The organism is Mesorhizobium sp. M7A.F.Ca.AU.001.01.1.1 (genome assembly GCF_004022735.1).
Lineage (GTDB): Bacteria > Pseudomonadota > Alphaproteobacteria > Rhizobiales > Rhizobiaceae > Mesorhizobium > Mesorhizobium ciceri.
In genome coordinates, this window is record NZ_RZPF01000004.1 from 1 (window position 1) to 14,049 (window position 14,049).

General features: G+C 60.8%; 10 protein-coding genes. 7 read left to right on the top strand and 3 right to left on the bottom strand.

Going from position 1 to position 14,049, the window contains the following annotated elements:
* Positions 1 to 422, bottom strand: a 422-nt coding sequence (locus EN884_RS00610) for a substrate-binding domain-containing protein (protein ID WP_206617546.1), incomplete at its 3' end; no start/stop codon positions are given.
* A 183-nt stretch (positions 423 to 605) separates the two neighbouring features.
* Here EN884_RS00610 and EN884_RS00615 point away from each other — a divergent pair.
* The gene (locus EN884_RS00615; RefSeq protein WP_063170656.1) at positions 606 to 1,640 is read left to right on the top strand and encodes an aldo/keto reductase; all 1,035 of its coding nucleotides are present in this window, start codon (positions 606 to 608) and stop codon (positions 1,638 to 1,640) included.
* 76 nt (positions 1,641 to 1,716) lie between these two features.
* Here EN884_RS00615 and EN884_RS00620 read toward each other — a convergent pair whose 3' ends face one another.
* The gene (locus tag EN884_RS00620; RefSeq protein WP_063170655.1) at positions 1,717 to 2,598 is read right to left on the bottom strand and encodes an NmrA family NAD(P)-binding protein; all 882 of its coding nucleotides are present in this window, start codon (positions 2,596 to 2,598) and stop codon (positions 1,717 to 1,719) included.
* A 31-nt stretch (positions 2,599 to 2,629) separates the two neighbouring features.
* Positions 2,630 to 3,913 (bottom strand): serine hydrolase domain-containing protein, encoded by a 1,284-nt coding sequence (locus EN884_RS00625; RefSeq protein ID WP_063170654.1) that lies wholly within the window; start codon positions 3,911 to 3,913, stop codon positions 2,630 to 2,632.
* A gap of 187 nt (positions 3,914 to 4,100) precedes the next feature.
* Here EN884_RS00625 and EN884_RS00630 point away from each other — a divergent pair, with 187 nt between their 5' ends.
* The 6 genes from EN884_RS00630 to EN884_RS00655 all read left to right on the top strand — a co-directional run bounded on the left by EN884_RS00630 (position 4,101) and on the right by EN884_RS00655 (position 14,049).
* Positions 4,101 to 5,003 carry a LysR family transcriptional regulator gene (locus tag EN884_RS00630; RefSeq protein ID WP_063170653.1) on the top strand — a complete coding sequence of 301 codons (903 nt, stop codon included), beginning with the start codon at positions 4,101 to 4,103 and terminating at the stop codon, positions 5,001 to 5,003.
* Positions 5,004 to 6,027: 1,024 nt separating this feature from the next.
* Positions 6,028 to 7,194: an HlyD family secretion protein gene (locus EN884_RS00635; protein WP_244514431.1), complete on the top strand. Its 1,167-nt coding sequence runs from the start codon at positions 6,028 to 6,030 to the stop codon at positions 7,192 to 7,194.
* Positions 7,194 to 8,786: an MFS transporter gene (locus tag EN884_RS00640; protein WP_082826772.1), complete on the top strand. Its 1,593-nt coding sequence runs from the start codon at positions 7,194 to 7,196 to the stop codon at positions 8,784 to 8,786. Before EN884_RS00635 ends, EN884_RS00640 begins: the two co-directional genes overlap by 1 nt.
* Positions 8,787 to 9,233: 447 nt before the next feature.
* Positions 9,234 to 13,031, top strand: coding sequence for a PAS domain-containing protein (locus EN884_RS00645; RefSeq protein ID WP_063170650.1), 3,798 nt, complete (start codon positions 9,234 to 9,236; stop codon positions 13,029 to 13,031).
* Positions 13,028 to 13,675, top strand: coding sequence for a response regulator (locus EN884_RS00650; RefSeq protein ID WP_023767341.1), 648 nt, complete (start codon positions 13,028 to 13,030; stop codon positions 13,673 to 13,675). Before EN884_RS00645 ends, EN884_RS00650 begins: the two co-directional genes overlap by 4 nt.
* Positions 13,672 to 14,049, top strand: coding sequence for a response regulator (locus EN884_RS00655; RefSeq protein WP_027161970.1), 378 nt, complete (start codon positions 13,672 to 13,674; stop codon positions 14,047 to 14,049). The genes EN884_RS00650 and EN884_RS00655 overlap by 4 nt, the downstream gene beginning before the upstream one ends.

Here is a 14,049-nt window from a genome sequence, read left to right on the forward strand (position 1 = left end):
GCCATGTCGGTGGCGGCGTCGAAAGCCGTCGGGTCGACCAGGCACACGGCGATGCCGTCCGACTTCTGCGCGATCGCCGTCTGCATGGCGCTGACCATTTCGGAGACGACGTTCTTCTGCGAACCTGTCCACTGATAGCTGCAGCCGAAAGCCGCGCAGGCATCCTGGATGCCGTAGACCGTTGGCGTGAAGAACTGGTCGAGCGTCACGTGGCAGACGAAGTGGAATTTGTAGGGCTTCTTCGGCAGGCCGGGCGATGAATCCGCTGCTCGTGCCGCGCTGATGCCGCCGACAAGACCAGCACCCAGTCCGCTGGCGAGGCCGGCTGCGCCAAGGCCGAGTTTTCCGGCCAGCGCGAAAGCGCTGCGCCGGCTGATGCCGGCATTCACCATCTCCATCAGATTTTTCGTCTCGTCGTCCATGCGTTCCTCCGTTGTCGCTTTGTAGGCATCGCTACAATTGTCATCCGGTTACATTGTTATATGACAACTTTTGTGTCAATGCTTTTTCGCCGCCGAGTTCAGGACGGCCCTCTGCGGCCTAATGGCGCGAAGGCGGCCTTCTGGGCGGCACAAATGGACGATCAGGGATTACAGGAAGAGAAAATGGCTGAAATCGAATTCAGGGCTGTTAGCAAGGGCGGCCTGAAGGTGACGACGATCGGGCTCGGTGGCACGGGGCTCGGCAACATGTACCGCGCCGTCGACACCGATGCGGCGGTGAAGACTGTGCAGGCGGCCTATGAAAATGGCATCCGCTATTTCGACACCGCACCTGTCTATGGCTTTGGCGTCAGCGAGACGCGTCTGGGCCTTGCCATCAAGTCGCTGCCCCGCGCGGACATCGTCATCTCGTCGAAGATCGGCTACGACCTCGTGCCGATCCCGCCCGAAGAATTGAAGCCGGCGCTGTGGGACCAGCCCGGCTCCTTCCGCGCCGAGTTCGACTATTCGCGCGATGCGGTGATGCGTTCGCTCGAGGGCACGCTGAAGCGGCTGGACACCGACTATGTCGACATGGTTTCGATCCACGATCCCGACGAGGCCATTCATTTCGGCCCCGGCGAGGATCCCTATGCCCGGAGCCGCTTCCGGGAAGCCATGGACGGCGCCTATCCAGCGCTCGACGAACTGCGCTCGCAAGGCGTCATCAAGGCGGTCGGCGTCGGCATCAACCAATGGCAGATGCTGTCCGATTTCGTCGTTGCCGGCGCCTTCGATTATTTCCTGCTCGCCGGCCGCTACACGTTGCTCGAACAGGAGCCACTGGCGACCCTGCTGCCGCTCTGTGAACAGCGCGGCACGAGGATCATTATCGGCGGCCCCTACAATTCCGGCATCCTGGCGACGGGCGCGGTCAAGGGCGCGACCTTCAACACCAGGCCGGCTCCCGAGCCGGTGCTCGAACGCGTCCGCCGCATCGAGGCGGTGTGCGCCAGCCACAAGGTTTCGCTGCCGGCGGCGGCGCTGCATTTCCCGCTCGGCCATCCCCTGGTGTCGAGTGTCATCCCGGGTGCAAGGTCTGCCGATGAGCTGAAGGAGAATCTGGCCTATCTCAGGGAGGATATTCCGCCAACCCTTTGGGCCGATCTCAAACGACAGGGACTCATCGAGCCTGGCGCGCCCGTTCCCGGAGCGTGACAAGCAACCACCACGAGGGTTGCGAGCCGTGCTGGCGGCGGATGCCCGTGCCGTCTGCTGCCCTTTCAGGGTGGAATCAAAAGGCCTCAGTCGCGGCGGCCTGCCGGACAAGCGCCGCGATCACCTCCACAAGACGTGTCTTGCCTTTGACGCTGTTCTGTCCGCTGTTTTTGAAATCGATCCAGCCTTCGTTAAAGCCGTCGAGCATGCGGATGCGCGGCAGTGGGTTACGCGTACCCTGGGCACGGAAGAGGTCCTCCCAGCTTTCGCGCGGGACGATCTCCACCCGCACCGGATGCCCGAGCACTGTTGCGAAAGCCTCGGCGAGATCATTGGGCGAGACCCGCGCCGGGCCCTCCAGTTCCAGGACCCGCTTGCCGGTCCACTCCTCGCGAATCAGATCGGCGGCAAGCCGGCCGATATCCTGCGTCGCCACCATGGCGAAGGTCCTGTCGGCCGGTTGGAGGAAGCTGTGCAGCACGCCTTTGTCGCGGGCCGGGGCGACATCCCAAGCCGCATTTTCCATGAACCAACCGGGCCGCAGGAACGTGATGGGAAGGTCGAGCTTGCCGAGGGCGTCTTCCAGCATCGCCCGCTGGCTCAAGAGATTGTCCTGTAACGCATCGGCGCCGATAGTGGAGAGGCAGACGACCCTTTCCGGGCGGGCAGCAAGGAGAGCAGTGGTCAGGATCTCGTTCTGCCTCGCCGCTTCCGGATAGCCGGGCGCGGGATCGAACTCCGAAGGCGGCAGAATGAAGACGCCCTTGGCGCCCTTGAACGCGGCGGCGAGCCGCGTCGCATCGCCCATGTCGGCGAAAGCAATTTCGCAATCGCAATCTCTCCAGACATCCGCCTTGGCGGGGTCGCGCAGCACCGCGCGGACTGGTTCTCCGGCTTCAATCAGGGCTTTCGCCAGCGCGCCGCCGACCTTGCCAGTAATTCCTGTAATCGCATACATGATGTTCTCCTGGTGTTGAGGTGGGAATTGATCAGGCGAGGCCGTCGTAGAGGCCGCGCTCGAATGTGCCGTAGAGCTTCACGACCTTTTCGTCGTAGAAGGGCAGAAGCTGGGTGAAGATGGCTCCGGTCACCTTCCTGACCGGATCGAGCCAGAAATAGCAGTTGAGCAGGCCGGCCCAGGAAATGCTGCCTGCCGACCGACCGTTCGGACCGGGCAGCGTGTTGATGTCGAACGAATAACCCCACTTGTGGGGCTCGCCTGGAAACTGGTCGAAGCTCTGCGAATAGGCAGGCTGGGCGGTCCGCATGGCCTGGACGTCGAGGTCGCCGATCTGGTTGCGCATCATCGACGCGACCGTTTCCGGCTTCAGCACCCGTACGCCTTTATGAGTGCCTCCGTTCAGCAGCATCCGCAGGAAGGCCATGTAGTCGCGCGGCGTACTGAAGCCGCCGCCGCCGCCCATGAAGAATTCCGGCCGCTGCGGCATTTCGAAGGGAGCGGGCGTCAGGCCGCCGTCTTCGCGACGGTTATGGAAGGTGGCGACCCTGGCCTTCTGCTTGCTTCCGATCAGGAAGCCTGAATCGGTCATGCCGAGCGGGGCGAAGATGTTCTCGAGGAAATAGACTTCCAGAGACTGGTCGCTGACCGCTTCCACCAGCTTTCCGACCCAGTCCATGCTGATGCCGTATTGCCAGCGTTCGCCGGGGTCGAATTCGAGCGGTGCCAGGAAGGCGCCGTTCTTGCACGTGGCGATGTCCGGCATGCCGGTGACGTTCTCGTAGCGGGTCAGTGCATCGCTCCAGATCGAATAGGTATAGCCGGAGGTGTGAGTGAGCAGGTGACGCACCTTGATGGCCCGCTTGGCCGGACGCAGGAGCGGCTGGCCGTCGCCGTCGAAGCCCTCCAACACCATCGGATTGGCGAGTTCCGGCAGATATTTCGCCGCATCGTCCCCGGGATTGATCCTGCCCTGCTCGATTAGCTGCATGCAGGCCGTGGCGGTGAAGGCCTTCGTCATGGACAACAGCCAAAATACCGTATCGGCGCGCATCGTTGCTCCGGTGGCCGTATTGGCCTTTCCGAAGGTTCCTTCGTAGATCATGCGGTCTGGTCCTGCCGCGGTGGCAACGACGCCGGCGACGGTGCCGTCGCGCACCGCCTGTTCCATGGCCATGTCGATGGACTTGAAGTTGCCGGACCGCGCTTGCGGGTTGGCCGCCAGTGCGTGGACCGGTGAGTTCACGGCGGCGGCGCCCGCCGCGAGCAAAAGGCTGCCACGCGCCAACAGGCTTCTGCGTGAGATCGCATTCATGGATGAATTCCTTCTCGCAAGGCCGGAGATTTCCGCGGTCCGGCATGCCGCCGCGCCGTCCGGGCGCTCAAAAATCATCTAGGGGAAGCAATGCGATGATTCACGCGCAATAAAATCAAAGATAAGGTGACTCAAAATCATCATGAAGGGACGGTTGAGATCACCGACCTCGCAAAGGAGAGAAGGCATGAGTTTCGACACGCGGCTGCTGACCGGGGTCGGCGTTTTCGGGGCGGTGATGGAAGCGGGCAATTTCGTGCGGGCTGCGGATGTTCTCGGTCTCACGCCGTCGGGGGTCAGTCGTGCCGTGGCGAGGCTCGAACAACGCGTCGGTGTCAGGCTGTTCGACCGCAATCCGCGCGAGGTCGCGCTGACGGAGGAGGGCGCGCGCTTCCATGCCCGCATAACGCCACTGCTGGCTGGACTGGAGGAGGCGGCTTCCGAAGCCGCCGGTTCGGCGGCATTCGTCGGCGGACGGCTCAGGGTATCGATCGATCCCTGGTTCGCGCGAATGGTGCTGGCGCCGAGGATCGGTGAATTCCTGGCACGTTACCCCGCACTGTCGCTCGATCTGACCACCAGCAACTATCGCGAAGAGATGATGAGCGGCGCGGATGTCGCCGTGCGCTTCGGTCCGCCGGACGAATCCTCGCTAATCGCCCGCAAACTGCTGGACGTACCAGTCCTGACCTGTGCCGCCCCAAGTTATCTCGACCGGCACGGCATTCCAGCCACGCCCCACGACCTGATGCTCCACGATTGCATCCTGTTTCGCAACCCGCAGACCGGGCGGCCGTTCACCTGGGAATTCCGAGGGGAAAGCGGGGCCATCGAGATCAAGGCCTCGGGGCGCTTGGTCATGGACGATCCCTCCGCTGCCGTCGCGGCCGGTCTCGCGGGGCAAGGCATATTCCAGAGCCTTGCCATCGGCCTCGACGAGTGGCTTGAGAGCGGGGCGCTCACGACGATCCTGGCAGAATGGTCCGACGAGCAGTTTCCGCTTTACGCCTATCATCCGTCACGCCACATGCCGCCGGCAAAAGTGCGCGCTTTTCTAGATTTTGTTCAACGGATCGCGGCGAAGAGATGACCACGCCTTTCTCAGTCGAGTCCACCATCCGGACTATCTCAGCACTCACCAGTTTACTCGCTTGGTAGATGGGTGACTGCAATGGCTACCGACGGGAAGGCTACGGCACGAACCCGCTTCGGCGCACCAAGGCCGCAATGATCTACAAGATGACAGACAACCACGCCTACAACCCTTCGTACCACCGCGACCTGCGGGTTTGAGCTGAACGACTGCTTGGTTCGTATCTGTCACAAAGCAAACAGTCCGCAGACGGCCCCAATCGAGACGCTTCTTGCTCGTTGAAGAACGTCGTTAATGGTGCGACCGCGACTTTCCAATGAGGGACTGATACACCGTCACGATCCTTCTTCGCGAGATAGGGCGAGTGAGGCGTTCATCGGGCGAAATGCAGCGTGGTAGGGGGGACAAGAACATCGAAAAACATAGGAACAGATTTGAATGCTTTGCTGTCCCACTAGTTCCTAACTGCTTGATTTAGCTTCTTTTCCAAACATCCTCCGGGCCGGGTTAACCCGAATTCGCCGCAAAGGTGGGCCTATCTAGAGCTCGTTGTTAGTTATTCGTACACTGATCGTTTCCCGGAAGCAGTGCAGCGTAAGGGCAAACGCTCATTCTCATCCGGGAGCTATTCTCTTGCTTGTTAACACCAGCAACACGTAGTGCAGATGCTCTTACTCTGAAAGATCTCCGAGTGATGAGTGCGGTGATCGGCGGCAACGACGTGCGAATAGGCGGGTTTTGATTGGCCACAGATCTCTATTTCTGGCGGACGGCAGCTTGGCGCCCAAAGTCGGACGCAGAACCTACTTTGCGGTCGCCCGAAAGCCCACAGATGCAGCGGTGTCGCGTCAGGTATCTACCTGTGCCGAGGGTCAGTATAAACTACCGATCAGAGCGAGCCGAGATGCTCGTTCGCGTGATGGCGCGGGCGCACTGAAATCCGCGACTATTCGGCACTTCTGTTTTCAGCGGCCCGGAGACATTCTCGTGAACCCCTACTGCGTAGCCCCGACTTGCAGCCTTGCCGATCATCTTGATCACGGGAAATCGACAATCCTCTTCGATAGTGCGTCGAATTGAGGTCGAAGCAATCATGAGCCCATCTCGCAGGATCGCAATCGCCGTCGTCGCGCTCGTGTTGATCCCATCGGCAGCTACGTGGAGCTGGCAGTGGTTCAGGGTTGGTCGCTACCAGGAAACGACCGACAACGCTTATCTGCGCGCAGACATCACCAGTATCGCTCCCAAGCTGGCCGGCTATGTCGTCGACGTTGACGTGGACGACAATGCCAGCGTTGCAAAGGGCGCAGTTCTCTTTCGCATCGACGACAGCGACTATAAGGCCAAGGTGGTCCAGGCAAGCGCCAATGTCGCAGCCCGGCAGGCGGAAATCGCCAACATCGAGGCAAGCCATAAACTGCAAGATGCATTGATCGCGCAGGCCGAGGCGCAGAAACAGTCAGCCGCCGCAGACCTCCAGTTCGCCCGTGCCAACCTGACCCGCTATGTCACACTGCAGAAGAACGGCACTGCCAGCGATCAGAAACTGCAGGATGCACAAGCCAGCTACGACAAGGCAAAGGCGTCCTTGGACGGCGCAGAAGCCAATCTGCTGGCTCAAAGGCTGAAGCTCGGCGTCTTGGAAGCACAATTGTCCGGTTCGCACGCGGCCCTGTCACAGGCGAAGGCCGCTCTCGACCTGGCTATGCTCGACCTCGACAACACGGTCGTGAGAGCCCCGGTCGACGGGATCGTCGGCAATCGGCAAATCCGTGTCGGCCGTTATGTCACTCCAGGGAATGCGGCCTTGGATATCGTTCCCGTCGACGATGTCTGGATCGTCGCCAACTTCAAGGAAACGCAGCTCAGCTTGGTCAAGATTGGCCAAAGGGTACGCGTCACGGTCGACGAATATCCAGATCAAGAAATCGACGGTGTTGTCGACAGCTTCGCTCCCGGCAGCGGCGCGGCGTTCAGCCTGCTGGCGCCGGACAATGCCACCGGAAACTTCATCCGCGTTGTCCAGCGTGTGCCGGTGAAGATCAGGATGATACGAAACCCGTTGCCTGGCCGCCTCGTTCCGGGGCTCTCCGCCCGCGTTGCCATCGCCCTGGGAGCGGGCGACGTTCCAGCGGTGGCGTTGGAAATGCGGTCCGGCGACAGTGCCAACGGACGCCTGGTACAGTGATGCACCGCACCGAAGCCGAAAAAAGAGCGTTCCGCCATCCTGATACCCTGCCGTGTGCCTGGCTAGTAGCAACTGGTGTTGTATTGGCCGCCTTCATGGACGCAGTGGCATCCACTGCACTGTCGATCGGCCGGATCGACATGCTCGGCGACATCTACGCAACGCCGGATGAACTGGCGATGGTCGACATCGCATTCATCGCCGCCAAGCTGACGGCTTTCCTTGTCGCTCCGCTTCTTGTCACCGCCGCCAGGCCGACCGCCTGCCTGCGCGCGGGGGTCGTGATGCTTCTGCTGGGTTGCGCGGCAATGACGCTCTCGGTGGATCATGTCTGGATTTGTGTTTTCCGCGTCGTCCAGGGGCTGGCTGGCGGCACAATTCTCGTAGCTGGCCAGACGCTGCTGTTTTTTCGGTTCCCGTCTCGACATCAGCCGATTGTCCAAGCAGTTTTTGCCGTCGGCGCCGTAATGGCTCCAACGACGATTACGCCGGCCCTGCAGGGCTGGTTGGTCGATCATTTCTCCTGGGACTGGATATTCCTCGCCAACGTCCCGCTCGGCATCGCCGCCCTTGTCCTTCTGGCGGCGGATGGCAATCGGACATACTGGCGGGCAACCACGCTCCCCGTCGTCGAGGTCATTGTGCTCGGCATCAGTACCGCGCTTTTGACATACGTGCTGCTGCAGGGCAGCAGGTTCAACTGGTCGGACGACATGGGGATCACCGGCCTTTCGACCATCGGTGTGGCGGCCGCCGGCCTTGTGGTTGTCCGGGAGGCCCGGTTCCGCTCAGGCTCACTTCAGGCGGTCGCGCCTTTCGCCGATCCGGACTTTCGCTTTGGCTTTCTTGTCAGCCTCGTCGCGGGCTTTGCCCTATCGGGCAGCACCTATCTCATCCCGGCTTTTGCCCTCAACGTTCTCGATTTTACGGCCACGGCCGCAGGAGTGCTTCTGCTGCCCAGCGGAGCCATGCTGGCGCTGGGACTTCTGTTCTCCGGCCTCCTCATCGAAAAGGCCGGCGTTCACCCGATCGCCCTTGTTCCGTTTGGAGTCCTGCTCTTCTCCGGAGCCATGTGGCTCCTGTCCGGTTCGACGAGCGGTAGCGGCACCCCCGACCTGACCCCGGCCCTGCTTCTGCGAGGATCAGGTCTCGGTCTTCTGTTCGTGGCACTGACGCTGGTTACGCTGCGTGGACTTGCTGCCGATATTCTGCCGTTTGGAATAGGGCTGTTCAATCTCGGGAAGCAGGCTGGTGGTCTGATGGGCACGGCGCTCTTGCAAACGTATATCGATCACCAGAACGCTCTCAACCGAACGATGTTGTCCACCCACCTTGTCCGTGGCGATCCGGCCCTGGACCAGCGCTTGAGGGCCAGTGCGAACATTCTCACTTCGAACGGTGCCGACATTCTAGCGGCGCCCAAGATCGCTTTCCCATTGTTGCAGCGCTCTCTCGAAAGGCAAGCCTCCACGATCTCTTTCGACGAAGCTTTCTTCGCGCTCGTGTTGCTGTTCGCGGTTGCTGCGCCATGCCTGATTGGCGCCAAGCAATTGTTCAGTCGCAAAGTCCTCCGGCGGAGCCGAACTGGGTAGCCTCCTATGCGTTGGAACAGATGTCCTTATCGTCATGGCGTCCAACTTGAATCTTGCGAGCCACGTCCACCAGACCAGACGGGGATGAACACGCGGGGTCGTCGCGGCCGCGTCGCGCTGCGGTTCATGGATTTCCGTGAGGTGCCGCTGGGGCGCGGCGCTGCTTATGGTGAGTTTTGGTTCGTCAGCCCAGATCCCAGCTGCTGAGAGCAAGTGCTATACGGAGAGCCGACCAGGCCTTGTTTCAGGGGCTGTAGCTTCAATCGGGACGTCTAGGTGCCTCACCCCGAAAGTTAGGTCACTCACATCTCATGGATTTCCATGAGGTGCGGCTGCGGCGTGGTCCGGTTAAGATGATGAACCAATTCGCGAGCCCAGATGGTCAACGATGAGAGTTAAAGAAGGCGCTGACAGTCTCCGCCTTTCATTGTCCGGTAGGAGAAGACAATGACGACAGCGTTCAACTCGCTTGGCGATCCCGATGCGGAAGCGTTGCGGGCGGCTCGGCTCATCGAAAGCGTGGTCGGCAATGGGTGGGCGACAGACGCGGCCGGCAGATTCAGCTATGTTACTCCCAGCACGCTATCGCTTCTCGGCACGACGCTGGAGGAGTTCAACACTTCGTCAGAAGATGGCTCCGCGGGTTGGAAGCGGCTAATCCATCCAGACGACTATGACCGAGCCGTGGCCGAGTGGCGTCGCTGCCTGCAGACAGGTGAGCACTACAATGTGGAGCACCGCATTTTGCGCGCGAGCGGTGCTTACGGTTGGAGTCGAAGCTCCGGACAGCCGCTGTGCGATAGCGAAGGTAACGCCGTTGCATGGTATGGCACACTGATTGAAGGCGATGCGCCGTCCGCAGCCACAGAGCGATTCGCCGATGTGATCAGTGCGGCACTTGAGAAGGGAGCCGCCTCCGACGCTCTCCATTCTTTGAGTCTGGTCCATCCGGATGACCGGACAGCGGCGGCGCACGCAGTCGCCCGCGCCTTCTGGACGGGTGTCCCCCAAGTAACGAGGCACAGGCAACTGCAGGCCGACGGAAGTTATCGCTGGAACGAGACCCGATCGGAGCCCGGCTACAGTGTCAGTGTGGACATTGATGATCTGGTGACAGACGGGGAGCCGCTTTCCGGGGCGGACCTGGATCTCTTGGTTGAAAACAATGCCGGGCCAATTCGATCGGCGAAAATCGTTGAAAGCATATTCGGGAACGGATGGGCGTTCGATGCGGCGGGTAGATGGATCTACCTGCATCCGTTCGCGCTGAGCTCCCTCGGGGTGACGCTGGAGGATCTGAACGCTCCATTGAACGAGGGGTACACCGCCTGGAAGCGTTTGCTTCATCCAGACGACTATGAGCAGATCGCGGTTACCTGGCGCCATTGTCTGAGGACCGGCGATCATTTCAATGTCGAGTTTCGCTTTCGGCGCGCAAACGGCACCTATGTATGGGCCCGAACCGCCGCGCGGCCCGCGCGCGACAGCCAGGGTCGTATCACGGGATGGTACGGAATCGCGCTCGACAACGATGTCTACAAGAAAACCGTGGCGGAGCTGCGCGGTCGGGAGCGGGAACTTTCTCAGCTCGTCGACATGGTCCCAGTCCAGATCAGACGGCTGACGCCTGAAGGCGAGCCGACCTTCTTCAACAGACGTTTGCTTGACTTCTTCGGTCTCGACGGTGTGGCGGATCTGGACAAGCCGGGGATGAGCCGGCAGGCGGCGGCCATACAGTCCCTCGTCTATCCCGAAGATGCGGCACGCCTCCTGGAGACCGTCCGCCACTCTCTGGCTACCGGCGAACCATACTCCATGAAGTATCGAATGCGCCGTGCGGACGGAGCGTACCGCTGGGTGGATGGACGCGGCGAGCCGCTGCGTGATCACAGCGGCGCGATTGTTCAGTGGTATGTGATCTCTATCGACGTCGACGACGAGATGCGCGCACAGGAAGCGTTGCGCGACCGGGAGCGGGAACTCTCGCAACTGGTCGACATGGTGCCGAGCTTCCTCTGGCGCCTGTCTGCGTCGGGCGAGCCGGTCTTCTTCAGCAAGCGAATGGTTGAGTATCTCGGCCTTGACGTAGGAGGATACGAGAATGTCGGAGGAAATGGCCTGAAGGCGGCCATTGCGGCTGTCGTACATCCCGATGACGCCGCCACGCTGGAAGCAGCGATCAACCACTCGGTCACCACCGGCGAAAGCTTCTCCCTGAACTATCGCCTGCGTCGTGCTGACGGCGTCTTCCGATGGATGTCGGGCCGAGCGGAACCGATGCGAGACGAGTGTGGGACTGTCGTCCAATGGTACGGTCTTTCGCACGACATCGACGACCAGGTGAGGGCAGAAGAAGCGCTGCGGAAAGCCAACCGGCAACTGGAGCAAATGATTGACGCTGTGCCCGTGAATCTCCTGAGCTTTGCCCCTTCAGGCAGGATCACCTACACCAGCAAGCGATACCTGGAGAAGGTCGGTTCGCCACCGACGCACATCAATGATTTCGATGCCCTGGCCCGGGACCTGGCCCATCCTGAAGACTTTCCGACAATGTTTCGGAGGGCGTCGAATGGCTTTGCGTCCGGCCAGCCTTTCATGAACCGCTTTCGTCGACGCGAGAAGGATGGCGTCTACCGCTGGATAGAAGCACGAGCGCAACCGTTAAGGGATACCGATGGCGCGATCGTTCAATGGTATATGGCTTCAATCGACATCGAAGACGAGATGCGCGCGCAGGAGGCTTTGCGCGAAAGAGAGCGCGAGCTCCAGCAGCTTGTCGATGCCTTGCCGGTCCACATCTGGAGCTGGACGCCCGATGGCAAGCTTGCGTACGTGAATAGGCGGTCTTTGGAGGATCTCGGCATCTCCGGGGCGAACTTCGAAGAGTTCACCAGGGTGGCGCAAGAACTGATTCATCCCGAAGATGCTCCCGAGGTGCTCAAAAGGTCAGCCAACTGCCTCAAAACTGGCGACTCCTTCATCATGCGGTATCGCCGGCGTTGGAAAGACGGCAGCTATCGCTGGATAGAAGGGCGTTGCGAGCCTCTGCGCGATCGGGATGGAGCCATCGTTCACTGGTACCAGGTCTCCATCGACATCGACGAGGAGATGCGCGCGCAGGTGGCACTGCGCGAGAGAGAACGTTCGCTGTGGCAGCTGGTTGAAACGCTGCCGGTGATGATCGATTGCGCCGCACCGAACGGTGAGCCGATATATCGAAGCCGTCAGCTCCGCGAATTCCTCGGATATGAGTTGGAGTTATTGGACGGCAAGGGAAAATCCCGCCTGTCCGGGACACTCGATGAAGGCGTTCATCCTGACGACCTGGCGGCCGTCAAAGCGAACTATGCTCATTCGTTGGCCACTGGCGAACCGTATGCGCGCAGGCACCGTCTGCGTCGCTTCGACGGCGAATATTGCTGGGTCGATACGCGCGCGGCACCGATGCGCAACGCAGAGGGAGCGATTGTTCAGTGGAACGTCGTCTGTCTGGACATCGACGGTGAAGTTCGAGTGCAAGAAGAACTGCGCCTGGCGCAAGAGAGACTTGCACGTGCGAGCCAGGCGGCGAGTCTTGCCGAGCTTTCAGCCTCTATAGCCCATGAGGTGAACCAGCCTCTGGCGGCTGTTGTCGCCAACTCATATGCCTGCCAGCGTTGGCTCACGGCCGAACCGCCAAATATCGAGCGGGCGCAGAAGACTGTGGAGCGTATTATCCGTGATGCCAACTCAGCCGCGGATGTCGTCAGCCGCATCCGCGCCTTATTCAAGCAATCTGCAGACGCGATGGCTTACACAGCACTCGACAGCGTCATAGCGGAAGCGCGCGACCTCATCGCCGAGGAGGCGGTGCGGCGCCGTGTTCGTCTGGATCTCGATGTCGAAAGCGACCTTCCTATTGTCGCGCTCGATCGGGTGCAGATTCAGCAGGTTCTGGTGAACCTCATCCGCAATGGGATCGAGGCGATGGACTCTGTTCCGGGCGACAAGGTTCTTGGACTTCGCGTGCGCCGGATAGGGGACGCGATCCAGATCGAGATCAGCGATTGTGGCCCGGGCATTGAGTTTCCTGACCGAATATTCGAGCCGTTCTTTACGACGAAAGAGCACGGCATGGGCATGGGACTCGCGATCTGCCGTTCGATCGTCGAGTCCCATGGCGGACGGTTGTGGGTGGAGAAGAACGATCCGCACGGAACGGCGTTCGTCTTCACGATGCCAGTTGAAATGAAAGCGGCAGCATGACGCCCCACGATCAAATGGTCTTCATCGTCGATGACGACGTGCGTATTCGGGAAGCGCTTGGTGAGCTTCTGGAGTCCCATGGCATGCGCGCCGTAGCGTTCGGATCGGCCGGCGACTATGTCCTTGCCGACAAGCCGGACGTCCCCGCCTGCCTGATCCTCGATGTGGAATTGCCTGACATCAACGGTCTAGATCTGCAGAAGCAGATCGCCGAGGGCGATCATCCGCCGATCGTCTTCATAACGGGGCATGGCGACATCCCGTCCTCTGTGCGTGCGATCAAGCACGGCGCTGTGGACTTCCTGACAAAGCCTTTCAGCGATACGGACCTCATGGTCGCGATCCGGGCAGCGATCGCCCAGGACCGGGAAAGGCGATCAGAGCGCGCCGAACTCACCGTGTTGAGGCAACGCTATCAAGAGCTCACGCAGCGAGAACGCGAGGTGCTGCCGCTCGTTGTGAGTGGCCTGCTGAACAAACAGGCCGCGGCTGAGTTGGGGATCAGCGAGGTCACGCTGCAAATCCATAGACGGAACGTGATGCAGAAAATGGTTGCGGCATCACTCGCTGATCTCGTGCGCATGGCGGAGCGGTTGGAGATACCGATCAGCCACTCTCGACGAACGGGAGGGAACGGAGTGTGAGCAAGGTGCGACCTGTCGTGGCGATTGTCGATGACGACCCAAGATTGCTCGAGTCGCTCGAGAACCTTTTGGAGTCTGCGGGCTATGCTCCCCGCAGCTTCTCGTCGGCGGGATCACTGCTCGTCAGCGGGCTCTCCGACGTGGACTTGCTCATTACCGATATCGGGATGCCTGGAACGGACGGCTTTGAACTTCGTGACCAGGTCAAGAAGACGCGTGCGGACCTACCGGTGTTCCTGATCACCGGCCGCCACGAGATAGCGGATCAGTACCGTGCCAAGGGCATCAGCGGGTTTTTCCGCAAGCCATTCGACGGCCAGGCCCTGCTTGCGGCGGTGGCCAACGCTTTAGCCAACCAGGAAACCGAGGGATGA